Raw genomic sequence first — 26,335 nt, 5'->3', positions numbered from 1 at the left:
TTTTGACAATTTTCTTCAATTTAAAAGTCAGATTATTTACATTTTTCAAATATTTATGTATAATGAATCCATCAAGTCAAGGTACATATCTTCCATCCTTGCTTGATCTCTCAAGTGGGTAATAAGTGGTGAAAGGAGCCTTTGAACAAAGGCTCCTTTTTTTTGAATTCCCTCTCCCATTAAAGCTCCCGATTGTGGAAGACTCAGTTTCGAGATGTTCCCGGGTTTCGTTTGCCGTGTTGGGCGCCAGGGGTGATTGGGAAGCAACTCGCTTTCCAGCGGGGATGACGGCAAGCCTCCTCGGACTTCGTCCTGTGGGGTCTCGCCAGCCAATCCATTCCCGCGGGAGTCTCGCAGCTTCCCAACCACCCCTTTCATAGTAAGGAGAAACGAACCCCTTTACCTAGAGGGAGTGTCTCCCACTTCCCTTCCTAAGGCAGGCATAAAGCGCTCTGTATCAAGCTTATAGATTCTGAATGCCTGATTGTGGAGAGGTTATATGATCCACTTTCCTCAATCTCCTCAGTCATTCAAGCTGATTGTTCAGAAGTGATTTCGAGAATCTTCCATGGCAAAGGGGCGGAGGGGAATGGCGAGACTCCTATTTTAAGTGTGCAGGCGCCTTGGTCAGCGGCGTATGGACTGGACTGAGCTGGCGGAGATAAAGGAAACACGAAGAACGGAGTGATTCGATGTTGACTTATCGTACAGAAGCGAGGGAAGTCTCACTAGCCGCTTGGCGCCGGAACCGGATATCTACGAGGACAAAAGTGCAGGGTGAGACCCCACAGGACGAAGTCCGAGGAGGCTCACCGCGCTCCCGCGGAAAGCGAGCTATTCCCCGCAGCCCCTACCCACTCAACAAAAGTCTCGAAATCAAGTCTTCAAGAAAACTGCTAGTTAGTGGAATAATTTCTTATCATGAATGGAGAATGATGATGCCTAATATATGGACACATATCCTATTTGTCGATCAGTTGTGTGAGGAGCTCGACAGAAAAGACCTTTTAGAAACTTCCTCAGCCTCTTTGCATATGGGAGCTCAGGGACCGGACCCGTTTTTTTATCATAATTTCCTCCCTTTTCAACCAGACAAAGAGGTAGCAGAAATCGGGATGCAGCTGCATACAGAAAAGTGCGGGCCCTTTTTACTGGATATGATTAAACGGGGAAAATCAGAGAAAAACGCACTACAAGCTTTTATCTTGGGCTTTGTGAGCCATCATATTCTTGACCGCCATACTCATCCTTACATTCACTACCACGCGGGCTATGAAGAAAATAAACATCAAGAACTAGAAGTACTCCTAGATACACTCATGCTTGCACGTGAGAAGAATATGGAAACATGGAAAAACCCTGTTCATAAGAAAATAAAAATTGGAAAGCACATCCGTCCGCTTTCTCTCTTTATGCATTCTCTGCTTTCCGCTCATTATCCTGAACCCACGACAAAACACAGGAAGAGAGTGATCCAAGAATCTTTTTTCCACATTCAAGCGGCTCAGAGGGTATTGTATGACCCATGGAAATGGAAGAATCAATGGTTCGGCACGCTCGTATCTTCCTTCTCCCATCAGCCAATCAATGAAGATAGAGATTTTTTGAATGAGGGGCGTGAAGAGTGGTACCATCCAGCAACAAATGAAAAACGAACTGAATCTTTTTTGGATTTATATGCTCAGGCAAGAAACGAAGGTATACATTTGTTTCAGCATATCTTTAATTATTGGAAAACAGGTTCTCCAGAAGTTTTCGCTCACATTCAGGAAATCGTCGGAAACATTTCGTATGATACAGGCGAACCTCTTGAGAAAATGCTAGTGAACCAGTATAGTCAACCAATTGTGTAAACTATGAACGAATGATGGGTTCTTCTTCAGAGCGGGTGTAGGCTTGCGCCTGCTCCACCCCTTTATCTACATCAAGCAAATATAACAGAATGATGCCAACGATGAAAAAGAACACGAGGGACAGAATTCCAAGGCGGCTGGATCCTGTTAACTGCCCAACGAGTGCGAAGGCAAACGGTCCAAAAATGGCAGCAAATTTTGAAGAGATTCCGTAAAAACCGAAAAACTCAGCATGACGATCTCCCGGAACCATCCGTCCAAAAATGGAACGGCTTAAGGCTTGAGCTCCTCCTTGTACGAAACCTACACATACGGCTAAGATATAGAAATGAAGCGCCGTTGTCATGAAATACCCGAGAGCTACGATGACCAGATAGATACATAATGATATCAGGAGCGCACGTTTGGGAGTTATTTTACTTGCCAGCCAACCAAAGAAGAAAGTACACGGAATTCCAACGAATTGAGTGATGAGCAATGCTGTAATCAGTGAAGTGCTATCAATACCAATATCCCGCCCATAAATTGTGGCCATTTTTATTATTGTAGAGATCCCATCATTATAGAGCCAAAATGCCAATAAGAAGATGAGGAGCTGCTTGAACTGTCTCAATTCTTTCCATGTGCGACCAAGGCGTTGAAAGCCGATGACTACATAAGAGTGATTTCTTTTTTGTTGAATCTTCTTTTCTTCGATGACGTTTTTGAAAAGAGGAATGGAAAAAACGAACCACCAAACACCAACAGATACAAAAGCAAGCTTCGTACCCATTAAGGCACTAGACAGGCCAAACCATTCATACTTCATGATCATTAGCAAGTTGATCGCCAGCAGGACCCCACCACCGACATACCCTAAGGTAAATCCAGCTGCAGAAACCCTGTCGATATCATCCTCTTTGGCTACTTCAGGTAAAAAGGCATCATAAAATACATTCGCACCTGAGAAGCCAATCGTACCGACAATCAACAATAGGGAGGCAAAGATGTAATCCCCTTCTCCCACAAAGGCGAGCAGGACGCTTGCGATCATCCCCATAAATGCAAAGAACATCAAAAACTTTTTCTTGGCTGCCGAATAATCACTGATCGCACCCAGTATAGGAGCAAGGATCGCCACGATTAGGACAGCAATGGATTGGGAATATCCCCAATAGCTTGCAGCTAAAGATTCTTGAACACCTTTGGCTGCTACATCATAATAGAATACAGGTAAAACAGCAGCCATGATGGTTGTAGCAAAAGCTGAATTAGCAAAGTCATAAAGCATCCAGCTCCTAACGGGTTTCTTTTTCACGGTCATATCCCCCATCTACTTTTTTTAGACAAGCATAGCAAAGGATTTTCACAGATTTACGCAGTGAGATCAAATTTTACAAATCTTTGAGGTGATTTAATGAAACTAGCAGTATTTGGTGGAACAGGAAGAGTAGGATCAGAAATTGTACGATTAGCTCTAGAAGATGAGGTAGATGTCAAAGTACTCGTTCGTGACGAACAACGAGCGATGGACGTCATTCCAGGCGCTGAGTTTGTTGTTGGCGATGTGAAAAATGAAGAGGATGTCAGAGAGACAATCGCCAATTGTGATGCGGTCATCAGTGCCTTGAATACAGATAAAACGGATACTCTCTCTAAGAGTGTTCCTATGATCATCAAGGCGATGAGGGATGAAGGAATTCTGCGTATCATTACGATCGGGACGGCAGGCATTTTAAACAGCAGGTATGAAGAAGGTAAGTATCGCTTTCAGACCAATGAATCCAAACGTAAAAAGACGTTTGCCGCTGAAGAACATGTTAAAGTATATGAGACGTTACGGGGAAGTCAACTGGATTGGACCATCATCTGTCCGACTTATTTGCCTGACGGAGAAAGATACGGCAATATCCGATCAGAGCGTGATCTGCTCCCGGAAGACGGAAAAAAGATTACCGTGAAAGACACGGCATTTTTTGCTTATCAGGAATTCCACGAGAACGCATACCTCTACCACCGGGTAGGAATCTGTTATTAAAAAAGCCATTTCTCTTGAATGAGAAATGGCTTTCTTTTATTCACTCGACGGATAGAGGCCAAAAAACTCCTCTAATGTTACGGCCTGTTCATGAACATCTGTAGAAATGTCTTTTCCTACATATCTTAAATGCCAAGGTTCGTACATATAACCGGTGATATCTTGGGCACCTTCTCTGTAACGGATGATAAACCCATATTCATGCGCATGGTCAGAAAGCCACTCGCCTTCTGTCGTTTCACCAAACGACTGTTCCAACTTGAAAGCCACCTGAGCAGACGTCACATCCATAGCAAGTCCCGTCTGGTGCTCACTCGTACCAGGCTGTGCTGAGAATGTATCTGTTTCTTCCTTCCCATAAACTTCTACATTTCTTTCATAAATCCTCTTTTGACGATCATAGGAACGATAGCCGGAAGCAGCTACCAAATCAATTCCATTCTGCTCAGCACCCTCAAAAAGCTCTTCTAAGGCACGTGCAGCTTCTTCTCTCATCTGTTTCTTCGGGTGATCTTCTGTAAAATAGAACGGTACATCCGGGACAGTTAAATCCTCGGGCACATAATCATCCGGCAGTTTCCTGTCTTTGTTGACGATCACCTGCAAACTCTCAGGTTCTCCTACTTCGACTGTTCCGTCATCCAAAACTTTATCATTTTCTGTTCTCTCAGACGCCGTGTCCTTTGGTTTGTCAGCATCTTCTTCAGAGGAAGAGGATGGATCCTTATTGTCATCAACCGCTTGTTCTTCTTGGTTTGAAGAGGCTGGAACGTCTTTATTTGACTCTTGTTCATTCCCAGATGAGGCGAGAGAACAAGCCGTCAACCCGATAGTCAATAGTGTGATAACCCATATTTTTTTCAATTGTATTCCCTTCCTAGTCCATGATGTTACCCTTACTATAACATTCACAGGAAGATGTTGTATATCTGATCGATGATCAACCAAATATTAAAATCGACAACTTAACCTTAAATTTCTTTTTGTTTATCAAGTGGAGTAAGAAATTCTTTCACAAAAAAAACCGCTGCATCAGCAACGGTTTTATCTTATTCCCATGTAAAGGGTTGATATTGTATGCTTAGTCGTTGAAATTCATCTCGATCATCGTTATCAATGGCCTGGTTGATTTCTTTGTCCAGACGTTCTTTATTAAACTGATAACTTAGTTGATCTAAAAGCAGACGTGAGGCTAACTGTATTCCAAAGGACAACTCTCTCTTTGCCGTAATCTCTTTCCCTTTGTACTCGGGGTCGCGACGAATAACATAATCAATCTTTTGCTTTCTCATGAGACTACCCCCTTCATGCTTTTTTTCATTATGCAGGATTTAATAGGATAACGCAACAAGTTTTCTGAATATTTAGTATTATGATTCCCATTTTCAAAAGATTTAAACCTCTCAACCCTATTGCTAGAGGGATTCTCCATGGTTTACTGTTTCAAAATAGTTACTAAATCCCTAATAGACCTTTGTAAATATCTCGAACATCTCGAAAAAAATAGGATTGGGTCACCTCTCCCTGTCACATTTAGAAGAAAGAAAAGCAATGGTAAAACCGAACTCGATCAATCTCTCAAAAGGGTGCTCATTCCCCATACTTTTTACTAGAAAGTACTTTGTATCCCCTCACCGAAAGAATACATAAACATTCGTTTTCCACAGAATAAAAAAAGAGCATGAAACCCATAGGGGTCCATGCTCTTTTTTTATTCTGTGGTTTAGTTGATAAATCTGCTTGCCACATCAATTGTACGTTTCACCTGATGGCGTACACCGCTTTCAACATCTTCTTTCATGTTTCCTTCTCCATCTACACTCACACTCGTACCGTAAGGGTTTCCTCCAGAAGCAAATACGGCATCATCTGTGTAACCTGGTGCTGCGATGATCGCTCCCCAGTGGAACATAGTGGTATACATGTTCAACAACGTTGCTTCTTGTCCACCATGCGTGTTTTGAGCAGATGTCATCGCACTGACAACCTTGTTCACAAGTTTTCCTTGGAACCATAGTCCGCCCGCCTGATCCATAAATTGCTTCACTTGTCCTGGAACGTTACCGAAACGGGTAGGCACACTGAAAATAACCGCATCAGCCCAATCAAGGTCGTTGATATCTGCTTCTGGAACAACGTCTTTGGTAGCTAAGTAATGCTCTTTCCATGCTGGATTCTGTTCAATGGCCTCCATAGGAGCTAACTCCGGTACACGTACAAGCTTCACGTCTGCCCCTTCTTGTTTAGCTGCATCTTCCGCCCATTGCGCCATTTTGTAGTTCGTACCTGTAGAACTGTAATAAATGACCGCTAATTTTACGTTTGCCACTACGATCTCTCCTTTAGAATACTATTGGAATCCAAGAATACCTGTTTATTGTTTCCTTTGTTTCGATCAGGATTCACAAATACTATATACCCACTTAAAATTAAACTCAAACTCAAGAATCTTAATTTCGAGATATTTTATATAATCTTTACAATTTAACTAAACCTGCTCAATCCAAGCTGTTTTGCGCGAAGGCAATTAACATGAACATGGAAAGCTTTTTTTCTCTAGACCCACAGAACTTCAATTTGGTAAGCTATATCAAGCTCTTATTGATCGATCTGGAGGAAAAGTTTATGAACGAATATGCACAATTAAAAAAAGGGGAACGTGGAGCCTGGGTAAGTATTGTTGCCTATCTTGTCCTTGCTACTACAAAATTGATCATAGCCTCCATAGGAAACTCTGAAGCACTACGTGCAGATGGATTAAACAATACAACGGATGTCATTGCGTCTGTGGCTGTCTTAGTCGGGCTTAAAATATCAAGGAAACCCCCGGACGAAGATCACCATTATGGACATTTCCGCGCGGAAACAATCGCTTCTCTCATCGCAGCTTTCATCATGATGACCGTGGGCATAGAGGTGATCATTGGTACGGTTCAGGATATTATTCAGCAAAAAGCAAGTGAACCTTCCATGATTACGGCTTGGACCGCTTTAGTAGCTGCCTTTGTTATGTATGGGGTTTATCGTTACAACTTGAACTTATCGAAAAAAGTGGAAAGCAATGCCTTGTATGCGGCCGCCCAAGATAATCGATCAGATGCTTTGGTGAGTGTCGGAGCAAGCATCGGTATCTTCGGTTCTCAGTTCGGCATTTTCTGGCTGGATCCTCTTGCTGGTCTGGTTGTTGGCCTCATCATTTGCAAAACCGCCTGGGACATTTTTGTCGATGCTACACATAGTCTTACAGATGGATATGATGAAGATGGAATTGAACACATTCGTGCGAGCATATCCGACCATCCCGACGTTTGGGCCGTGAAAGATGTAAAAGCACGGATGCAGGGAAATAAAACGCTTGTCGAAGCTACCATTCATGTTAACCCTGATATTACCGTGCAAGAAGGTCACGACATTACGGATGAAGTGGAGGAGCGTTTAGAAAAAGAGAAAAACATCGGATATGCCCACATTCATATCGAACCTTATGAGGAAGAAGAAACATAAAAAGCCTGCCGATGATGGCAGGCTTTTTTTAGCAATTATGAGTCTGTTTATGCAAGACGATTGGTTAATTTCTTTAATTCACTCCACCCATAAGCTGTCTCTTCGTAGGTTCCTTGGCCAATCGTTACTCTTTCAGCCTCTACTGGGTCTGCTCCATATTTTATGTAAAATTGGCTGGAAGGGTTATTGGTCAGTACCCATACAAGAAGGGATCGGTATCCCGCTTCAAGCATCCCATTTGAAAATACACGGAGCATTTCTTTCCCATACCCTTTACCCTGATACTCATCCAGTAAGTATATGGCATAGATTTCTCCATCATATCCATAGTTCTTCGTCCGTTCTTTCCCACCAGAAACAAAACCGACAACTACACCCTCTTCATTTTCAATCACATAGGCAATCTGACCATTCACAGGAGTTCTGAGAACCGTTTCCCAAAGGGCAATCCGGTGCTCAACTGTCGTATTGCTTAAATCCCTTTCATCGATCAAATCCTTATAAGTTGATTTCCAACTCTTCACATGAATTTCTGCAATCGTTTCAGCATCCTCAAAGCGGGCAGCTCTTACTTCAGGCATATGGAGATCGTCCCTTCTTCCTCTAATTAACTCTTATTGTAACAAAAAGATGATGCCAAGAGTGACATCACCTTTGATTTGCTGTTGATCAACATTGGAAACTAGAAATTTGTCGAGTATCAAAACCTGTGTAAACCCACTGACGACGCCGGCGCTGCCAACGGTATCCAGCCACAGAGGTCCGTCCGATGTATGTCGGGTAGAACCAGAAAGATCGGCCATTTACAAGACGGATCCATGTGTATCGATAGAGACAGCCATAAAGTGATCCCGGATCGACAGCATACAGAGAAGCTCCTTGCGAACTAGGTGGCTGATCTGGTGGTGGAGGGAGCTGGATACCAGGTCCGCCGGGTCCACCTGGCCCCCCAGGTCCTCCAGGTCCACCGGGTCCACCGGGTCCACCGGGCCCCACTGGACCACCCGGCCCTCCCCCGAATGGTGGTCCACCTGGAGGAGGTCCAGGAGGTTGGCCCGGGCCAAATTGTCCACCCTGATTGGGCGTAGGAAAACCAAAAATCTGCCCGAAAGGAAATCCAAATTGTCGGTGCATAACGATCAATTCCTTTCTCGGAAGTATCCCTATACGATATGCACCTTCTAGGCAGGTGTGATTATAATGTCATCAAGAACACAGATGCAATCACCCCAAGTACGACGAATATGATGTGGATATTCAACCATGCAAGAAACACCCCAACCAAGCCTGCGATGATCCCGATTTGGGGTGCGTCAGGTTTTACTGACATGATCCCTGGAAAAATCAATGCACCTAGAGCAGCATAGGGAATGGCATTGAGCCACCGATCCACCCATTTAGGGAATGTGATAAAGCCTACAATCAGTGCCGGTAAAAATCTTGGAACAGCTGTAACGACCGCCATTCCGATAATCATCCAAACAATCATTCCATCCCCTCCTCATCCTCAAGGATCCATATCCCACTAAAACCTGCGAGTACTGTACCCACAACGATCGCCCAGCCTTGACTCAACCCCCAAGACTGACCAATAAAATTGATCAACATCGCGAGTACAGCGATGGCAGCAATTTTGACATCCTTTTTCACGGATGGAATCAAGAGCCCTATGAACATGGCATAAAGGGCAACTCCCATGCTGTCACTTAACCTCGTCGGCATGATATCCCCTAAAACACCACCTAAATAGGATCCTCCCACCCACGATAAATAAGCGGTCAAGATCAACGAAGCATAAAACAAGCTTCCATGTTTCTCTTTAGCTTCTTCCTTATATAGAGCGGACATCGTAAATGTTTCGTCCGTCAACCCTAAGGAAAGTGGAAGTTTCGCTCGTAAAGCCACCCCTTTTAAACGGTTGACGAAAGATAAACTCATGACAAAATGCCTAAAGTTAAGTACAAAGGTAGCAATAATGATTTCAATCATTCCTGTGCCTGTTGCGACCATCCCCACGGCTAAAAATTGAGCAGCGCCTGCAAACACAAGCACACTCATCAATGTAAGTTCAAGATTCGTCATGCCTGTGCGGCTGGCTAAGACACCGTATGTCAAAGCGACAGGCAAATACCCAAGCATGATCGGAAAACCCGCAATCATCCCTCTTCTTATCATATGTAAGCGTGTAGAAGAAGCCGTTGTACAAATGGCTTGTGATTCCATCCTTCCTCCCCCTGTCCATCCAAATTTCCACTATTATACACAACGAGCGAATAGATTTGAAGCACCGCCTTTCGAAAAAATCCGTTGACATCCTCTAAAAAATGTTCTATCATAAACTCACATTACTTCACTGCTTAAAAGCGTTTAAGTAAAGAAGAATAGATCGTATCATGAATTCCGAAGTAGATGGTTCGAGAGCAGACGAACAGAGACCAAGTGGGTGGTGTGAACTTGGGCATCCTTCCATCGAATTACAGAATTCCAAGGCAAATGATACACCAACAGAGTGGGTGAATAATGTTCACCAACAAGGGTGGTACCGCGGAGTGAAAGCTTCGTCCCTGTTTGTTCAGGGACGGAGCTTTTCTTTTGTTTTAAACAGCATAAGAAGTAAAAAAGAAAAATTTGAGGGGGAATTCATATGCTTCACCTGCAGCCAAAAAAACTACCAAGCGTCATTGAATCCATATTACTATTACTTGTAACCATCGGAATCATCAGTTATTTCATTATTGATGTTCAAACCGTTCCACATATTCCGATCCTGATTGGAATCCTCATTATGATTGCCTATGGATCCTTGAAAAAAATGAGTTTTAAAGACCTGCAATATGGCATGACTCAAGGAGCACAGACAGGAATGGGAGCCGTCCTTTTATTCTTTGTCATTGGTGTTCTAATTGCAAGCTGGATGGCGAGCGGGACAATTCCTGCTTTAATGAATGCAGGCTTTCTCCTAGCAGGAGGCCCTTGGTTCTTAGCTATTGTTTTCGCAGTAACAGCCATTGTCGGTATTGCTTTAGGCAGTTCATTCACCACAGCAGCGACGGTCGGGGTAGCGCTGATCGGGGTTGCACAATCGATGGATATCTCCTTAGCCATGACGGCTGGGGCGATTGTATCCGGGGCCTTCTTCGGTGACAAAATGTCTCCTTTATCTGATACAACCAACCTGGCATCGACGGTTGTTAAAGTCGATTTGTTCGACCACATCAAAAACATGGCATGGACAACCATCCCTGCTTTTATCATCACATTTATTTTGTTCGTAATTCTATCTCCGAACGGGAGCCCGAATGTTGAACAGTTGAACACGTTCCAAAACGGTTTAAATGAAACAGGTTTAATGCACTGGACGTCCTGGATCCCATTAGCTATCCTTGTAGCTATGACCGTGACCAAACGCCCGGCTTTCCTATCACTCGCAATCAGTAGTATTGCAGCCACACTTATCGCTGGGTTCCGCGGTGTCATGGAATGGGGCGCTCTTTTCGGAACATGGTTTGATGGTTTCCAAGGAGATTCCGGAAATGATATTGTCAACGATTTACTGACCCGTGGGGGGATGAACGGCATGCTCTTCACCGTATCCCTAGTCATTCTCGCCCTTGCATTAGGAGGACTATTCTTCGTTACCGGGATCATTCCTTCTATCTTGACACGTGTTCAGGACTCGCTAAAATCGGCCAGATCCGCTACGCTATCTACTGCATTCACAGCGATTGGAATCAACATTGCCATCGGGGAGCAGTATCTATCCATCTTGCTGACAGGAGAAGCGTACCAGGACATTTATGAAAAAGCTGGACTTGCCAGGAAAAACTTATCCCGAACTTTAGAAGATGCGGGGACCGTCATTAATCCACTTGTCCCTTGGAGTGTGTGCGGTGTCTTCTTATCAGGAGTTCTTGGAGTCCCTGTTCTTGATTACTTGCCATTTGCTTTCTTTTGTTTATTAAGTCCGTTGCTTACTATTCTGTTTGGAATATCAGGAAAGACCCTGACCCCAAAGCAAGCAAAGGTGCAACCACTTGAAAAAGCAAATTAATAAAAAGACCGCCTCTTTACAGAAAAGAGGCGGTCTTTTGTGTTTCCCTCTTCACGTGAAGTCCGCCACCAGTTCAACATCTTTTGGTGCCTGGGACAGTCGAAACCTCCATCATAAAAAGGGCTGTGAATAATTCCCTTCCTCTGACTTACACTAAATAAAAACAGGGAAGATCGAGGTGATGGCATGGACCAAAGGGAACACGAGGATCAGTCGAACCAAGAATATCATATGGATCATGCAGAAGCTGAACAAGTTTTGGATGATGTCGCCTTTTACCGGACGTTAATTGTCAATGTTATCTTTATTGGTAAAGAGGGGGCTGAAGATTGGGTCCTTGTTGATTGTGGAATCGGACATTATCGTAAAAGGATTATGGAAGCTGCCGAAAAAAGATATGGACGAACAAAACCAAAAGCAATCATTTTGACACATGGTCATTTCGATCATGTCGGCTCAGCGAAACAACTGGCAGAAGAATGGAAGGTCCCTATATACATTCATCCAATGGAGATGGATTATGTAACAGGGAAAAGAGATTATCCGGTCGGTGATGCAACTGTTGGAGGTGGGTTATTTTCAATACTATCGCCCTTCTTTCCGACGCACCAGGCTGATTTGAGTAAATACATCCATCCGCTCCCGAACGATGGGACCATCCCTTTTCTTGAAGATTGGCGCAGCATCCACACGCCTGGACATACACCGGGGCATATCGCTCTGTTCCGGGATAAGGACAAAACCCTTATTGCTGGAGATGCATTTATAACTGTCAAGCAGGAATCAAGTATGGCTGTGTTTACTCAACACCAGCACGTCCACGGTCCACCAGCATACTTCACTCATAACTGGGAGGAAGCGGAAAGTTCAGTACAAGAACTCGCATCTCTAAAGCCAGCCATTGCTATTACAGGACACGGTCTACCCATGCAAGGAGAACTTCTTTCCAAACAACTGAATGACCTCGCTGCAAATTTTAAAGAATTGGCTGTTCCTAAACATAAAGGGAAGCTTCACTAAACAGCAAGTGAGTCCATCACTTGCTGTTTTCATGTTTAACTATGGAAGCGATTTTTCTAAGCCCTTCCAATAAACGAGGACTTGGGCGGCAAAAAAGGGACTCTTCGAGGACATGGATTTGATCGTGTTTCACAGCTTTAAGCTCGGACCATCCCGGTCGCTTTCTAATCAGAGCAGGATTCATTTTTTCTTCCTTTACCCCTACCCACACCATACATATATGATCAGGATCACGCTTTTTCACTTCTTCCCAATTCGTTTGGAAACTAGCTACCTCCTGATCACGGAAGACGTTGACCCCACCAGAAAGTTCACTGATCTCATTCAGCCAGTTCAACTTTCCTGGTGTGAATACCGGCTTCGGCCACCATTCCCAATACAAAGAAGGCTCTTCTTCCATCTGTTTGGCCTTTTCCTTGTATTCATCGATTTCCCTCAAAAAAGCATCCGCATGCTCGTGACCTTTTTCTTCTACTCCAATCGCCTTTCCTACACGACGAATATCTTCAGAAATCTCATATAACGTGTTCGGGTTCAATATGATATAGGGCAAGTCGTATTCGTCCAACCCTTCAATGTTTTTTTCCATCCCAGGAACCGACAAAGATGCTAAAACTAGGTCCGGCTTCAAGGAAGCGACCTTTTCAATATCAATAGATAAATCCGGCCCAAGCTTCGGAAGGTTCTCCACTTCTTCGGGAAAATCAGAATAATTATCGACACCAACCAACAGATGGGTTTGCCCAAGATTAGCGACAATTTCAGTATTGCTAGGACAAATCGACACAATTCTCATTTTTCAACCCCCTTTTTCAGAATCGTCTGATGTTTCATTTTCTTTCATTATAGCTTATATTGAATGTATGGAAAAATGAAAGAACGAAAGGGATGAACCCATTGACGACCACACTCCTCGATACATCCAAAGGAATAGTAGAGTTTACATATAAAGGGTCCGGCCCTCCTGTTTTGTTATTGAAAGGTGGACACTCCACAAGAAATACAGATTTATCTCACAGCAGTCTCATTTATGAAGGGTTTTCGTTACTCACGATTTCTCGCCCGGGCTATGATTATACAGAACTCTCCACAGGTCGCACTCCTGAGGATTTTGCCGATACCATTGTCGAAGTACTTGACCACCTCCAATTAGAAAAGGTACAGGTCATTTCTATATCAGCAGCTGGTCCGACAGGGATCGCTTTAGCCATTCATCATCCAGATAGAGTAGACCGACTGCTACTTGAAGCTGCTCTTCTCACATCATGGGAAGCTGAAGTTAAAAAACGAGCTGCGCTCCTCTTCGGACCAGCAGAAAAACTGGTTTGGAGCAGTCTACGAACTATGCTTAAATTTTTTCCTGATCTAGTTATGAAGCAACTACTTGCTGATTTAACAACAGATAATGTGGAAGATTACCTGGACAATCTTACTCCTAACGACCGTCGCTTCATTGTTGATATGCTGGCAACTTCCCAGTCTGGAAAAGGCTTCATCACAGATCTTGACCACGAGACCCCGGATATAAGCGGAATTCAAGTGCCTGTTCTCGGTATGTATTCACAAAAAGATCGCAGTGTGCCGTATACGAATGCTCTTTTGTTGAAATCTTCCGTACCTGATTGTGAAATTTTCGAAGTCGACTCCGATAGTCATTTGATCTGGATAGGTAAAGACGCTCACACCGTTTGGAAGAAACGCCTGGAATTTTTGACTAATACTTAAACATTCGGAGGGATCATCATGGATGATGTCAAATGCAAACAAATGTTGGATCGTTTCCTTACGTTTTATGACCAAGCCTCCCAAACACCGTTGCACAAACGTTATGAATTATGGGCCGATCAATACGCATTCCCTTACACCCCACCCGGCTATCAACAAGGACAGTTAGCCAAAGAAATGATTGATTACGCATGGAATAGATACGAGCAAGTCTATGACAAAATTCAGTATTTTGATATTGGACCCTTAGAAGTTAATGGGTATGTAGAATCCATTAAACAAATTCTTCACTGTACAACACCAGTAAGGATGACCGTCATGTTTTTTGTCGGAACATTTGAAACCGATCCATTCATTATGGAAAAGGACCAGCATTATACCCTCTGCTTTCCTGTAGAACTAACATCCAGCCGAACCCGCTTGATACAAGAATTGACACGTGTCGTCCACTGCAGCCAGTCCGGCCTCGCACCAAGCCACACACGAACTTTAGGGCAATTGATTTTCCAAGAAGGGATGGCGGCCCACACAACCGAAGAAGTTCTTGAAGAGAGCGGCATGATCGACTTCCCACTATGCTGGGAACAAGAAAAGTGCAGCCGGGAACCCAATCGAGTCATGATGAACATCCAACCGCACCTCCACCGGACCGATTATGAAGCTCTTTATTCGTTTACCAAAGGGACAGGCGCCTCTGGTTTTGAGAAAGAAGCCAATTACACCGGCTACCTCATTGTTGAGCATTTATTAGAACAAGGCCGCCCTCTCTATGACCTTGCTGGTATTCAAAAAACTGAGGTGGATGCCATTGTAGAGAAGTCTCTATTCTCATTAATGAATCAAGCCTACCTCACTCAGCCGCAAGACTGAATATTCCCAGTAGTTGGGAAAACTTTTTCTTCAAAGGGCTTTCATTCCTTTTGGCCATCTGTTATACTATGGTTAATTATTCGTTGTTCGATCAGATTCATGCAAGAGAAGATGTTTCGAAAGATGTCGTCTTGATGGAACTTGAAAAGAGCAAGAATAGTAATACAATGTGGAATTTTTCCACGCAGGAGGTAACGTACATGGTTGAAGGTACAGTAAAATGGTTTAACGCAGAAAAAGGTTTTGGATTTATCGAAGTAGAAGGTCAAGACGACGTCTTCGTACACTTCTCTGCTATTCAAGAAGAAGGTTTCAAGTCTCTTGAAGAAGGACAAGTTGTAACTTTCGAAATTGAAGAAGGTCAGCGTGGACCACAAGCAGCTAACGTTCAAAAATAAGAACGTATAAAAAACTCCCCTTTTAAAGGGGAGTTTTTTTTATTACCCAAATCCCCCTCTTCCACTAACGCTCCCTAAAGTGGAAGACTCAGCTTCGAGATGTTTGTGTGAGTTTAGGGGCTCCGGGAAACCGTTCGCTTTCCATGGGGCGGGCGGTGAGCCTCCTCAGGCTACGCCTTCCGGGGTCTCACCTGTCCCACACGTCCCATAGGAGTCTCACCGTTTCCCTACGCCCCTTGACCATAAGAGGATCTCGAAACTACTTCCCGGTAAGCTGCTTTTCCCACAAGGAGTAGAGGATGTTAACTTCCATATACGAAGTATGTATAGAGCTCATTATGCCTGCAACACCAATATAGGAGAGAACACTCATCCCTCCTACGCAGGCATGAAGCGCTATGGATCGAGCTTTTCCGTCCTGAATACCCAGCGTGGAGATGTTAATATTCTCCTCTTATTCAATCATACAAGTTGATTATTGCAGAAGTGATTTCGAGAGTCTCCCATAGCAAAGGGGCGGAGGGGAATGGGGAGACTCCTGCGGGAAGAGAGTGCTTGGGGAGACCCCACAGGACGCAGTCCGAGGAGGCTCAACGCGATCCAGCGGAAAGCGAGCTATTCCCCGCAGCCCCCTTCCACTCACACAAACATCTCGAAATCAAGTCTTCAACAATCCCGCCCTATTATTCAATAAAAAAAGAAGGCTCTATGAAGAGCCTTCTTTTTTGCTTATTCTTCGTCCTGTTCAGTTAGAATGACCGGACCTTCATTTGTGATCGCAACGGTGTGCTCGTATTGAGCGGAAAGCGAACCGTCAACAGTGCGTGCAGTCCAATTGTTTTCATCCATTTGGCTGCCCCATGCACCAATGTTGATCATCGGTTCAATCGTTATGACCATTCCCTCTTTCAAACGGGCACCTTTTCCAGCTGCACCAAAGTGGGGAATATAAGGATCTTCATGAATCGAATCACCAATTCCGTGTCCTGTGAAATCACGGACGACGGAGTACCCTTCCCCTTCTGCATAGGCCTGGATAGCATGGCCGATATCTCCAATACGATTACCAGGAACCGCTTGCTCAATCCCTTTATAAAGAGAAGTTTTCGTAACATCCATTAATTTTTGAGCTTCTTCGCTTATTTCTCCTACGGCATGTGTCCAAGCTGAATCAGCCAGGAAACCATTCAAATTGACCACCATATCAATAGTCACGATATCGCCTTCTTCCAGTTTTTCAGCACGTGGAAAGCCGTGACAAATTTCATCATTGATGGAAGCACATGTCGTGAACTCATACCCCTGGTAACCTTTTTGCTCCCCAGTAGCCCCTCGTTCAGCTAAGTATTTTTCAACGAAGTTTTCAATTTCCATTGTTGTTACACCTGGTTTAATAAACGTGCGCAATTGTTTATGAACACTCGCAAGAAGCTTTCCCGCTTCATGCATTTTTTCAATTTCTCTTTGACTCTTACGTTTGATCATATGCTCAATCCTCTCTTTTTCTATTACGTATGCATGTATCCTCTAGTATGATAACGAAAATTTGGAGGAACGACTACCCTTACGAATTCAGTCTACTCTTCGAATTTCCTTCGCAGGGTTTCCAGCAACAAACACATTTGATGGAACATCCTTCGTCACCACTGCTCCTGAGCCAACTACGACATTATCTCCAATGGTTACTCCTGGATTGATGACAGCACTTCCTCCGATCCAAACATCATCACCAATAGTTATCGGTCTTCCTGATTCTAACCCACTTGCTCTTGTCTCACGATCCATTGGATGCGTGGCGGTGTACAATTGGACATTCGGACCAATCAGAACTCTTTTTCCGATACGAATTTCACAGACATCCAGAAACACGCAGTTATAATTAGCAAAAAATCCGTCACCTACATGAATATTGTAACCATAATCACAATAAAATGGAGGCTCCAGTCCCATCTCCCCTTCGATCGTACCAAAGAGGTCATGAATCAACTGTTTACGATAATGGTCTTCTGTATCTTTCGTCTGGTTGAGTTGATTCATCAGTTGTTTAGCGCGAGATCGTTCCACCATCAACTCTTCGTCCCACGATTTATACAATTCCCCCGCCAACATTTTTTCCTTTTCACTCATGAGATCACCTCAGTTTTTAAATACGTTCTCTCTTTACTTTACCATAGTTTTTCGCTAGTCTAGGAACAACCGAAGGAGGTCATTGATAATGCAAGTACGCGAATTGAAGCAAACCGATGCTGAAGAATATTACAATTTAAGACTTGAAGCGCTACTCTCCAATCCAGATGCGTTTATCACTACATATGAACAAGAAAAACAGCGACCAAACCCGATCGATACGACAGCAGAGAGGCTTGAGAGAGAAACTTCCCGCACATTCGGGCTTTTTGTTGAAGAAAAACTCGCCGGTGTCGTCACTTTAGTTAGAGAAACTCACCCAAAGTTTTCCCATAAAGCTTCTATTGTAGCCATGTACATAACGAAAGAACATAGACGCCAAGGCGGTGCGGAGCTTTTAGTTGAGCAGCTGATTCAATTTGCACGTGCCATCGAGCTGGAAGTGCTTCACTTGAGCGTCGTTACTGATAATCATCCAGCGAAAGGGTTTTATAAGAAGCTTGGCTTCCACACATACGGTACAGAGGAAAAAGCCATTAAATTACCCAACCGCTATTTAGACGAAGATCATATGGTGCTCTTCTTATAAATTCCACTAAAGCTCCCTTTAGCGGAATACTCAGTTTCGAGATGTTCCCGGGTTTCGTTTGCCGTGTTGGGCGCCAGGGGTGGTTGGGAAGCAACTCGCTTTCCTGCGGGGATGACGGCAAGCCTCCTCGGACTTCGTCCTGTGGGGTCTCGCCAGCCAATCCATTCCCGCGGGAGTCTCGCAGCTTCCCAACCACCCCTTTCATAGTAAGGAGAAACGAACCCCTATACCTAGAGGAAGTGTCTCCCATTTCCCCTCCTATGGCAAGCATAAAGCGCTCTGTATCAAGCTTATAGATTCTGAATGCCTGCTTGAGGAGAAGTTATATGATCCACATCCCTCAGTCATTCAAGTTGATTGTTCAGAAGTGATTTCGAGAATCTTCCATGGCAAAGGGGCGGAGGGGAATGGCAAGACTCCTGCGGGACAAAAGTGCAGGGTGAGACCCCACAGGACGCAGTCCGAGGAGGCTCACCGCGCTCCCGCGGAAAGCGAGTCATTCCCCGCAGCCCCATCCACTCAACAAAAGTCTCGAAATCGAGTCTTCCAGAATCCTGCCATATACTTCAATAACCAGAGGGAATGAATATACGAATGAGAGTTGGAAATTTGAAACATTCCTCCCTTGTCTTTCGTAAAGGAAAGAAGAACGCAACATAATTAAAAGGGTGAAAATATGATAGAAATCAATAGCATCTCCAAGAGTTTCGCAGGAAAGCAAGCAGTGAAAGATCTTGACCTCTCTGTTCCAGGTGGGAAAATCTTCGGCTTTCTCGGTCCAAACGGAGCTGGAAAATCAACCACAATTAAAATGATGACAGGGATTCTGCCCATTGATAAAGGGTCTATAACGTTGAATGGCATTGATGTAGCGAAAGAACCGATGAAGGCAAAGCATCAATTCGGGTATGTGCCTGACCGTTCAGACATTTTTCTAAGGTTAAAAGGAATCGAATATTTAAATTTCATTGCTGATGTTTTTGAAGTCCCAAAAGATATAAGAAAAGAAAAAATCGAACATTTGACGAAGAGCTTCGGCATTTATGAAGCCTTGAATGATCATATACAGACCTACTCCCATGGGATGAGACAAAAAATTGTAGTCAGTGGTGTACTGCTTCATGACCCAGACGTGTGGATTTTAGATGAGCCGCTAACAGGTCTGGATCCAAAGTCCTCCTACACGTTAAAAGAAATGATGCGCGATCATGCACGAAGAGGGAAAACTGTCTTTTTTTCCACCCATGTCCTGGAAGTAGTGGAACAATTGTGTGATGAAGTCGCCATTATTAACAATGGGCATGTGCAATTCAAAGGAAATATGGCTGAGATGAGGCAACAGTTCAAAGATGATGATAACCTGGAGCAATTGTTCCTGGAGCTGACGCAAAATGAGTAAAGCATGGAAATTGATGCGAATCATGGTGAAAATGCAGCTGTCCATGGCTAATAAAAGCAGCACGGAAAAATTCGGGTACATTATCATTGGTCTCATGATGGTCCCGTTCGGTCTGCTCATCCTGTTTTTCATTCAAGGGCTAATAGGAAACATGTATGCCGCACTTGAACCATTAGGGAATGAAGGAGTCATTCTCGGATTATTGTTCGTAATGATGACTTTTATTTTCTGTATCACAAGTATAGGGACCGTACTCAGTTCTTTTTACTTTGCAGAAGATGTGGAGTCTTTTATATCTTTACCTTTTCAACCTTATCAAATCTTATTCGGTAAGTCTGCGGTTCCATTTCTATCGTTGTACGGCTTGAATACGATTTTGCTGCTTCCCTCCCTCGTATTTTATGGCATACATAGCGGAGCCGGAGCGCTCTATTACCTTTTAGCAATGATTGTTTGGGCCTTGACGCCAATTATCCCTTTCGTTTTGACTGCGATCGTCCTTATGTTCATTATGCGATTTGCTAATATATCCAAAAATAAAGACCGTACGAAAGTTCTTGTCGGTCTCCTCGGATTTGCTTTCGCCATCGGAATCAATATCCTGCTTCGCTTGGATTCTGGAACAGGTAATGTCGCGGAGATGTTAACACAGCAAAACGCTCTACTTGAACTCGTAACGAGATTTTTCCCAACCGCTTACATCAGTAGTCTTGCACTGACTGAAATAGGGTCTTGGACAGGAGCCTTTTACTTCCTGTTGTTGATCGCTTTATCCGTTGGAGCAATACTATTATTCCTTTCAATCGGACAAAGGTTCTACTTTAAAGGTGTGTTAGGGTTATCTGGAGGAAAGCGGAGCGAATTTGACGAAGAGAAAGTTCAAAAACATGTGAAACAGCAGTCTATACTTATGAGCTTATGGAAAAAGGAAATGCGCATCATTCTTCGGACACCGACGTTCTTCACACAAATTGTCGTGCAGAGTCTTTTCTTTCCTGTATTTTTAATAATCATCCTTTTGCTTGACCCCAATGGACCTCTTACAGGATGGGGCACACAACTCCACTTGATCGAAGGAAAGAAAGTCATTCTGGGAATGTTCGGTCTCACTGTAGTCGCTTTAGGAATCAACCCAGCCTCTTTCTCTTCTGTTTCAAGAGATGGAAAAAGCTGGTTCAACCATTTGTACTTGCCTATTCCGGCTTCAACGGTGATTCTAAGTAAGCTGCTCGTTTCTTTCTTCATGAATTTCCTATCTATACTGCTTTTAAGCTTAGCCGCATTATTTGTTCTTAAAGTACCTCCAATCATTTGGATACTCTGGTTTGTAGTTTCTCTTTTGACAGGCTGGATCGCTAGTATTGCAGGGCTAATGATTGACTTGTACAGTCCTAAGCTAAATTGGACGGATGAGAGAGAAGTGTTTAAAGGAAGGTTCATAGGAATTGTCCCCCTAGCACTGGAAGCAGCAGTTTTCGGGGTTATCATTCTTATTTTGTGGCATAGTGGCTTGCAAGGCATTTGGATGGTGAGCAGTGTATTGCTTCTCATCTTGATCATGATCACAGCTGTTACACAATATTTCTTGAATCGGTTGGTCCAACGAAAATTCTATAAGATCTTTTAAATATAAAAAAGCTCTGAGTAAAAGCTCAGAGCTTTTTTATATTCTATTCTTGGCCGGAGAAGTCATGGAGTGATTTATCCCCCAAAGAAAAAGTCGAAAATGTTCCCAGCTTTGGAAGCATTCTGATTATAAAACTCCGAGTATCCACAGTTTTCACAATAAACGACGGTGAATTTATTGTTTTGTACATCCATCATTTTCGAAAGACCTGTCCCAGTCATAGATACATCCTTTTTTCCAGCATCTGTACTTCCACATTTGATACATCCTTGATCGCTCATCTATTAAACATCCTCCTTCATGATAGTAATGAAGATCATTTCACAATCATGACTGGACATTTCGCTCTTTTCGCCACTTTATGACTTACACTGCCCAGTACCATCTCTTGCAGAGTATTCAAACCTCTACTTCCAATCACTACAAGATCGAAGTTATTCTCATTCGCAAATTTAACAATTGTCGGACCTGGTTCCCCGTGTTGAATGCTAATTTGATAAGAGGCATTCTTATCTTGGAGAATTTCCTCAATCGGTTTCAATCTCTGTTGACGACGGCGTTCAACCATGCCTTGATCACCCTCAGATAGGACATCTGACTTGGACTGCTCCCCGTCAACAACGTAAACGATTGTAATCTCCCCGTCTTTTTGTAAGTTCGCAAGCTCTGCCGCACGTTCAGCTGTCCGAATGGAGTGTTCAGATCCGTCCGCTGCTACTAGTATTTTTTTATACATAAGAATTCCCCCATCGATACTCTTCTATTTTCTCTATTTTACCATGTTCCTTAATAGAAGCGATAAAAAACATCCATGAAATGACAAGGAAGAAATATAAATTTGTGAAGTTAGGGTCTATTTACCCGAATAATAGAGTAAAAAAGAGAAAAATATTTATTTATGCGCTTACATGGGGTTATGTATTATCCCCTATAGGTGATATAATCTGATCGTTCTTGCCGGATTTCTGTATTGTCACGGACAATACAAAACAATACAAATAGAAAGAGGTGCGCAATTGAACACAGAAACAATTAAACAACAATGGTTTGGAAACGTAAAAAACGATGCGCTCTCAGGCATGGTTGTCGCAATGGCGCTCATCCCTGAAGCGATCGCTTTCTCTATCATCGCTGGAGTCGACCCCATGGTAGGTTTGTACGCTTCCTTCTGTATCGCTGTCGTTATTGCATTTATGGGTGGTCGTCCAGGTATGATTTCTGCTGCGACCGGAGCTATGGCTGTCCTCATGGTTACGTTAGTCAAGGACCATGGTTTGGAATATTTATTAGCTGCTACAATTTTAACGGGTATCTTACAATTTACTCTAGGTGCATTGAAAATTGGTCAGCTTATGAAATTTATTCCTAGGTCCGTCATGATTGGATTTGTGAATGCCTTAGCCATTCTTATTTTTTCCTCACAACTTGTCCATTTTGAAGGGGCAGGGTTAGCTATGTATGCTATGGTAGTAGGTTCTTTAGCCATTATTTACATTTTGCCTAGGTTTACGAAATCCGTTCCATCCCCACTAGTGGCTATTGTCGTAATGACAATCATCGCTATCACGACAGGAGCTGGATTGAAAACGGTTGGGGATATGGGTGAATTATCAAGTACATTACCTATTTTCCTACTCCCAGATATCCCATTGACATTTGAAACACTACAGATCATTTTCCCTATCTCACTAGCTCTTGCTTTTGTAGGGTTACTTGAATCATTATTAACCGCACAAATCGTAGACGATATGACGGATACAGTGAGTGACAAAAACAAAGAAGCTAGAGGACAGGGAATGGCCAATGTGGTATCCGGGTTCTTTGGTGGTATGGCTGGTTGTGCTATGATCGGTCAGTCGGTCATTAACGTATCATCTGGTGGACGTGGACGATTATCGACACTCGTAGCAGGATTATTTATGATGTTGCTAATTATTGCATTTAACGATCTACTCGTACAAATTCCTATGGCAGTGCTTGTTGGAGTTATGATTATGGTATCTATTGGAACATTCGATTGGAGCTCCTTGACACGCTTTAAGAAGACCCCGATTACAGACAGTATTGTCATGCTAGTAACCGTTGGTACAGTAGTACAAACGCATGACCTTTCTAAAGGTGTCATTGCAGGTGTAATCTTAAGTGCGATCTTCTTTGTTGCTAAGATTTCTAAAGTGAAAGTTGAGGAAGAATTCCATCAGAGTGCAGAAAAAATGGTGTACCATGTTAGTGGTCAAGTTTTCTTCGCTTCCACAGACAGCTTGATTAAGCATTTCGACTATGATGTACAAGCCTCTCATGTAGTCATTAATTTCACCCATGCTCACGTTTGGGATGATTCAGCTGTTGCTGCGATTGATAAACTTGTAACGAAGTATGAAGCGCGTGATGTAGAGGTCGAGATTGTTGGATTGAATAAAGACAGTTCACAACTTGTACGACGTCTTACCGTCAATGATAAAATAAATGCTTCATAAGAAAAGCGCAAAGCCTTAAGGCTTTGCGCTTTTTTCTATCCATTCTTCTCTTAACATACTATACACACAAGAATCGTGCCACTTTCCTTTGACATACAAGTCCTTTCGAAGTGTTCCTTCTTTGATCATCCCGACCTTTTCTAGTACCTTGATCGATCCAATATTCTCCGGGTTTGATGTAGCCACCACTCGCTGAAGTTCACAATGCTCAAAACAGAAGCGGACCATCAATTGGACCGCTTCTGTCGCCAGACCTCTTCCCCAATAATCCTGATGAATGATAAAACCGATTTCACCGACGCCATCCCAGTCCCTAATATTCATCTCAATGTTACCTACCACTTGATCCATTTCTTTTTCTACAATGGTAAAAACATAGCGACATCTATGCCTTTGTTTCCTGTCAATAATAACTTGACGGACGAAAAAGAGACTGTCTTCCTCTGTGTTCGGCCCCCAAGGCTGGTGTTTTACCGTCTCTTCGTTCGATGAATAAGGGTGAAAAGCTGACCAGTCTTCAAGTAAAACTTCCCGAAGATAAATACGGTCATTCTCTTCAATCACTTCCAAATCATCACGTCCTATATCCTTTAATATAGATCAGTCTTTTGCAAGACACGCTTTTAACTTTTTCATCCAAGGACTAGGGTCTTCTTTCACCATGTAAGCACGTACCCCTTTGTGTGTATGCAAATACAGCATTCCGTACAAGGGGGAAGATTTTCTATAAGAAACATCATGGATTGAATGAAGAGGAAATGTTTCCTTAGGTGAGACTACGCTCGATTCAAACAGCTTCAACTTGTGTTCCTGCTCTAGATAAAACTGCTGATTATTTTCGATGACACGGTTTCTCTCAAATATTGGTTGAGAACTAATCAACATCGATCGCCCTTTCCTTCTTTTTAACTCTTCTAAGTATAGCGCATTTTTCAAGAACATGTATAGAACGTCTCTTTCCAACTAACTGGCAGGATTGTGGAAGACTCAGTTTCGAGATGTTTCGGGGTTCGTTGCTGAGTTGAGCGTCAGGGGTGGTTGGGAAGCTACTCGCTTTCCTGCGGGATGACGGCAAGCCTCCTCGTGCGGGGTCTCGCCAGTCAATCCATTCCCGCGGGAGTCTCGCAGCTTCCCAACCACCCCATTCAATAATGTGAGAAACGAACCCCTGTACCAAGAAGGAACAACTTCCACCAACACTACCTATTCTAAGAAAGCACTCTATAACAAGTGGTTATGAGCTCTATCCATACGATGGAGGTTTTGTGTTATTGCTCCTAATACATATAAAGCTTCTAATTCTGGAAGTAGTTTCGAAATACTTATATGGCAAAGGGGCGAAGGGAAATGGCGAGACTCCTATTTTAAGTGTGCAGGCGCCTTGGTCAGCGGCGTATGGACTGGACTGAGCTGGCGGAGATAAAGGAAACACGAAGAACGGAGTGATTCGATGTTGACTTATCGTACAGAAGCGAGGGAAGTCTCACTAGCCGCTAGGCGCCGGAACCGGATAACTAAGAGGACAAAAGTGCAGGGTGAGACCACGCAGGACGAAGTCCGAGGAGGCTCACCGCGCTCCCGCGGAAAGCGAGTCATTCCCCGCAGCCCCCCACTCAACAAAAGTCTCGAAACTGAGTCTTCAAGAAAAGGGAGCTTATTTGGAGGAAGGTCTTCTGGCTTTCTTTCCATGATTTTTTGTATTAGGATGGTAAAGGTGTTTTTTTTGCACAACCTATGAACAACTGGAGGAACCATCATGAGTAATCGTAACAAAGGAATCATACTTCTACTTATATCCGCCTTCGGATTCTCTATGATGGCAGCGTTAGTCAAGCTGTCTGGAGACGTTCCGACTGTACAAAAGACTTTATTCCGTAACCTTGTTTCAGCCATTATCGCCTTTGGTTTTGTCATGTATAACAAAGAACGGTTATTTGGTAAAAAAGAGAACCAGAAGCTGCTACTCTCACGTTCTGCTCTTGGTACGATCGGGATGGTGTTGTTTTTCTATGCCATTGATAACCTTGTGCTTTCCGACGCTGATATGCTCAACAAACTCAGTCCCTTTTTATTAATCATCTTTTCAGCCATCTTCTTAAAGGAGAAAGCACGATTCTATCAAATCATTGCTATTATCATTGCTTTTATCGGTACACTGTTCATCATTAAACCGGCGTTTTCAGTGGAGTTCATTCCTTACCTCGCCGGTATATTCTCCGCTGTTTTTGCAGCGGGTGCTTATACTTTGCTTCGAGTTTTGGGAGATAAAGAAAAGTTTTACACCATTGTGTTCTATTTCTCATTTTTCACAACGGTCACCCTGCTCCCTTTCACCATTGCTTTTTATGAACCGATGAGCCTGAAACAATGGGTCTACCTACTATCCGCTGGTGGATTCGCAACGTTAGGACAATTCGGCTTGACGATTGCTTATAAATTTGCGCCGGCCCGGGAGATTTCAATCTTTTTCTATTCCACCGTCGTTTACTCAGCTCTCATCAGTATTCTTTTATTTGGTCAAGTCCCTGATGTCTTAAGCATTCTCGGTTACTTCACAATTTTTGGGGCATCCCTGTACATGTTCCTGAAGAATAACAAAGAGGCAAAAAAAGCGGATACGGACTCGTAGTCTTGAAAAGCTATACATGAGGTACAAGTACGCAAAAAGATAAAAAAAA

At 43.4% G+C, this 26,335-nt stretch carries 28 protein-coding genes; 13 read left to right on the top strand and 15 right to left on the bottom strand.

The window, feature by feature from the left end:
• Window positions 1-938 precede the first annotated feature (938 nt).
• Window positions 939-1,853, top strand: a complete 915-nt coding sequence (locus ACXACN_RS00665; protein ID WP_474961496.1) for a zinc dependent phospholipase C family protein — start codon at window positions 939-941, stop codon at window positions 1,851-1,853.
• Window position 1,854: 1 nt separating this feature from the next.
• Here ACXACN_RS00665 and ACXACN_RS00660 read toward each other — a convergent pair whose 3' ends face one another.
• Complete coding sequence (locus ACXACN_RS00660) at window positions 1,855-3,156, bottom strand: MFS transporter (RefSeq protein WP_474961495.1); 1,302 nt, start codon at window positions 3,154-3,156, stop codon at window positions 1,855-1,857.
• Between the two features lie 93 nt (window positions 3,157-3,249).
• Here ACXACN_RS00660 and ACXACN_RS00655 point away from each other — a divergent pair, with 93 nt between their 5' ends.
• Window positions 3,250-3,870, top strand: a complete 621-nt coding sequence (locus ACXACN_RS00655; protein WP_474961494.1) for an NAD(P)-dependent oxidoreductase — start codon at window positions 3,250-3,252, stop codon at window positions 3,868-3,870.
• Window positions 3,871-3,906: 36 nt separating this feature from the next.
• Here the strand turns inward: ACXACN_RS00655 and ACXACN_RS00650 are convergent, their stop codons facing one another.
• The 3 genes from ACXACN_RS00650 to wrbA all read right to left on the bottom strand — a co-directional run bounded on the left by ACXACN_RS00650 (window position 3,907) and on the right by wrbA (window position 6,199).
• Window positions 3,907-4,734 carry a M15 family metallopeptidase gene (locus ACXACN_RS00650; protein WP_474961492.1) on the bottom strand — a complete coding sequence of 276 codons (828 nt, stop codon included), beginning with the start codon at window positions 4,732-4,734 and terminating at the stop codon, window positions 3,907-3,909.
• Between the two features lie 185 nt (window positions 4,735-4,919).
• Window positions 4,920-5,162: an IDEAL domain-containing protein gene (locus ACXACN_RS00645; RefSeq protein ID WP_474961491.1), complete on the bottom strand. Its 243-nt coding sequence runs from the start codon at window positions 5,160-5,162 to the stop codon at window positions 4,920-4,922.
• A gap of 431 nt (window positions 5,163-5,593) precedes the next feature.
• Entirely contained in the window at window positions 5,594-6,199 is a 606-nt protein-coding gene (gene wrbA, locus ACXACN_RS00640) for an NAD(P)H:quinone oxidoreductase (protein ID WP_474961490.1), read from the bottom strand.
• 296 nt (window positions 6,200-6,495) lie between these two features.
• Between wrbA and ACXACN_RS00635 the strand changes: the two genes are divergently transcribed.
• Complete coding sequence (locus ACXACN_RS00635) at window positions 6,496-7,374, top strand: cation diffusion facilitator family transporter (protein ID WP_474961488.1); 879 nt, start codon at window positions 6,496-6,498, stop codon at window positions 7,372-7,374.
• A 47-nt stretch (window positions 7,375-7,421) separates the two neighbouring features.
• Here ACXACN_RS00635 and ACXACN_RS00630 read toward each other — a convergent pair whose 3' ends face one another.
• The 4 genes from ACXACN_RS00630 to ACXACN_RS00615 form a co-directional block, all read right to left on the bottom strand.
• Window positions 7,422-7,955, bottom strand: a complete 534-nt coding sequence (locus tag ACXACN_RS00630; RefSeq protein ID WP_474961487.1) for an N-acetyltransferase family protein — start codon at window positions 7,953-7,955, stop codon at window positions 7,422-7,424.
• 88 nt (window positions 7,956-8,043) lie between these two features.
• Window positions 8,044-8,508 (bottom strand): hypothetical protein, encoded by a 465-nt coding sequence (locus tag ACXACN_RS00625; protein WP_474961486.1) that lies wholly within the window; start codon window positions 8,506-8,508, stop codon window positions 8,044-8,046.
• Window positions 8,509-8,569: 61 nt separating this feature from the next.
• Entirely contained in the window at window positions 8,570-8,863 is a 294-nt protein-coding gene (locus ACXACN_RS00620; RefSeq protein ID WP_474961484.1) for an AzlD domain-containing protein, read from the bottom strand.
• Entirely contained in the window at window positions 8,860-9,597 is a 738-nt protein-coding gene (locus ACXACN_RS00615) for an AzlC family ABC transporter permease (RefSeq protein WP_474961483.1), read from the bottom strand. The genes ACXACN_RS00620 and ACXACN_RS00615 overlap by 4 nt, the downstream gene beginning before the upstream one ends.
• Window positions 9,598-10,018: 421 nt before the next feature.
• Here ACXACN_RS00615 and nhaC point away from each other — a divergent pair, with 421 nt between their 5' ends.
• Window positions 10,019-11,425 (top strand): Na+/H+ antiporter NhaC, encoded by a 1,407-nt coding sequence (gene nhaC, locus ACXACN_RS00610; protein ID WP_474961482.1) that lies wholly within the window; start codon window positions 10,019-10,021, stop codon window positions 11,423-11,425.
• A gap of 186 nt (window positions 11,426-11,611) precedes the next feature.
• Window positions 11,612-12,445: an MBL fold metallo-hydrolase gene (locus ACXACN_RS00605; RefSeq protein WP_474961480.1), complete on the top strand. Its 834-nt coding sequence runs from the start codon at window positions 11,612-11,614 to the stop codon at window positions 12,443-12,445.
• A gap of 16 nt (window positions 12,446-12,461) precedes the next feature.
• Here the strand turns inward: ACXACN_RS00605 and ACXACN_RS00600 are convergent, their stop codons facing one another.
• On the bottom strand, window positions 12,462-13,241 hold the full coding sequence (locus ACXACN_RS00600; protein ID WP_474961479.1) for a cobalamin-binding protein: 780 nt from the start codon (window positions 13,239-13,241) through the stop codon (window positions 12,462-12,464).
• Window positions 13,242-13,342: 101 nt separating this feature from the next.
• On the opposite strand from ACXACN_RS00600, the gene ACXACN_RS00595 reads away from it, so the two are divergent.
• The 3 genes from ACXACN_RS00595 to ACXACN_RS00585 all read left to right on the top strand — a co-directional run bounded on the left by ACXACN_RS00595 (window position 13,343) and on the right by ACXACN_RS00585 (window position 15,438).
• Window positions 13,343-14,170: an alpha/beta fold hydrolase gene (locus tag ACXACN_RS00595; RefSeq protein WP_474961478.1), complete on the top strand. Its 828-nt coding sequence runs from the start codon at window positions 13,343-13,345 to the stop codon at window positions 14,168-14,170.
• Window positions 14,171-14,188: 18 nt separating this feature from the next.
• The gene (locus ACXACN_RS00590) at window positions 14,189-15,040 is read left to right on the top strand and encodes a hypothetical protein (RefSeq protein WP_474961476.1); all 852 of its coding nucleotides are present in this window, start codon (window positions 14,189-14,191) and stop codon (window positions 15,038-15,040) included.
• A gap of 200 nt (window positions 15,041-15,240) precedes the next feature.
• Window positions 15,241-15,438, top strand: coding sequence for a cold-shock protein (locus ACXACN_RS00585; protein WP_035510016.1), 198 nt, complete (start codon window positions 15,241-15,243; stop codon window positions 15,436-15,438).
• A 729-nt stretch (window positions 15,439-16,167) separates the two neighbouring features.
• Here ACXACN_RS00585 and map read toward each other — a convergent pair.
• Window positions 16,168-16,923 carry a type I methionyl aminopeptidase gene (gene map / locus ACXACN_RS00580; protein WP_474961475.1) on the bottom strand — a complete coding sequence of 252 codons (756 nt, stop codon included), beginning with the start codon at window positions 16,921-16,923 and terminating at the stop codon, window positions 16,168-16,170.
• 87 nt (window positions 16,924-17,010) lie between these two features.
• Window positions 17,011-17,565: a sugar O-acetyltransferase gene (locus ACXACN_RS00575; RefSeq protein WP_474961473.1), complete on the bottom strand. Its 555-nt coding sequence runs from the start codon at window positions 17,563-17,565 to the stop codon at window positions 17,011-17,013.
• 88 nt (window positions 17,566-17,653) lie between these two features.
• Here ACXACN_RS00575 and ACXACN_RS00570 point away from each other — a divergent pair, with 88 nt between their 5' ends.
• From ACXACN_RS00570 to ACXACN_RS00560, 3 genes are all read left to right on the top strand, one after another.
• Complete coding sequence (locus tag ACXACN_RS00570) at window positions 17,654-18,154, top strand: N-acetyltransferase family protein (RefSeq protein ID WP_474961472.1); 501 nt, start codon at window positions 17,654-17,656, stop codon at window positions 18,152-18,154.
• A 676-nt stretch (window positions 18,155-18,830) separates the two neighbouring features.
• A complete protein-coding gene (locus ACXACN_RS00565) occupies window positions 18,831-19,553 on the top strand; it encodes an ABC transporter ATP-binding protein (RefSeq protein ID WP_474961470.1) in 723 nt (240 codons plus the stop codon).
• Window positions 19,546-21,180 (top strand): putative ABC transporter permease subunit, encoded by a 1,635-nt coding sequence (locus ACXACN_RS00560; RefSeq protein ID WP_474961468.1) that lies wholly within the window; start codon window positions 19,546-19,548, stop codon window positions 21,178-21,180. Before ACXACN_RS00565 ends, ACXACN_RS00560 begins: the two co-directional genes overlap by 8 nt.
• Window positions 21,181-21,254: 74 nt before the next feature.
• Here ACXACN_RS00560 and ACXACN_RS00555 read toward each other — a convergent pair whose 3' ends face one another.
• Together ACXACN_RS00555 and ACXACN_RS00550 are read right to left on the bottom strand one after the other, a co-directional pair.
• Entirely contained in the window at window positions 21,255-21,461 is a 207-nt protein-coding gene (locus ACXACN_RS00555; RefSeq protein ID WP_474961467.1) for a zinc ribbon domain-containing protein, read from the bottom strand.
• Window positions 21,462-21,496: 35 nt separating this feature from the next.
• Complete coding sequence (locus tag ACXACN_RS00550; protein ID WP_474961465.1) at window positions 21,497-21,916, bottom strand: universal stress protein; 420 nt, start codon at window positions 21,914-21,916, stop codon at window positions 21,497-21,499.
• Between the two features lie 280 nt (window positions 21,917-22,196).
• Between ACXACN_RS00550 and ACXACN_RS00545 the strand changes: the two genes are divergently transcribed.
• Window positions 22,197-23,657, top strand: a complete 1,461-nt coding sequence (locus tag ACXACN_RS00545; RefSeq protein ID WP_474961463.1) for a SulP family inorganic anion transporter — start codon at window positions 22,197-22,199, stop codon at window positions 23,655-23,657.
• 15 nt (window positions 23,658-23,672) lie between these two features.
• Here the strand turns inward: ACXACN_RS00545 and ACXACN_RS00540 are convergent, their stop codons facing one another.
• Entirely contained in the window at window positions 23,673-24,221 is a 549-nt protein-coding gene (locus ACXACN_RS00540) for a GNAT family N-acetyltransferase (RefSeq protein ID WP_474966775.1), read from the bottom strand.
• A gap of 36 nt (window positions 24,222-24,257) precedes the next feature.
• Window positions 24,258-24,599, bottom strand: a complete 342-nt coding sequence (locus ACXACN_RS00535) for a hypothetical protein (RefSeq protein ID WP_474961461.1) — start codon at window positions 24,597-24,599, stop codon at window positions 24,258-24,260.
• Between the two features lie 814 nt (window positions 24,600-25,413).
• On the opposite strand from ACXACN_RS00535, the gene ACXACN_RS00530 reads away from it, so the two are divergent.
• Window positions 25,414-26,286 carry a DMT family transporter gene (locus tag ACXACN_RS00530; RefSeq protein WP_474961460.1) on the top strand — a complete coding sequence of 291 codons (873 nt, stop codon included), beginning with the start codon at window positions 25,414-25,416 and terminating at the stop codon, window positions 26,284-26,286.
• Window positions 26,287-26,335 lie beyond the last annotated feature (49 nt).

The sequence above is a fragment of the Halobacillus sp. AWM4_238 genome, from assembly GCF_056158265.1.
The sequence above is the reverse complement of the archived record's forward strand: the minus strand, read 5'-3'. Positions and strand labels throughout refer to the sequence as shown.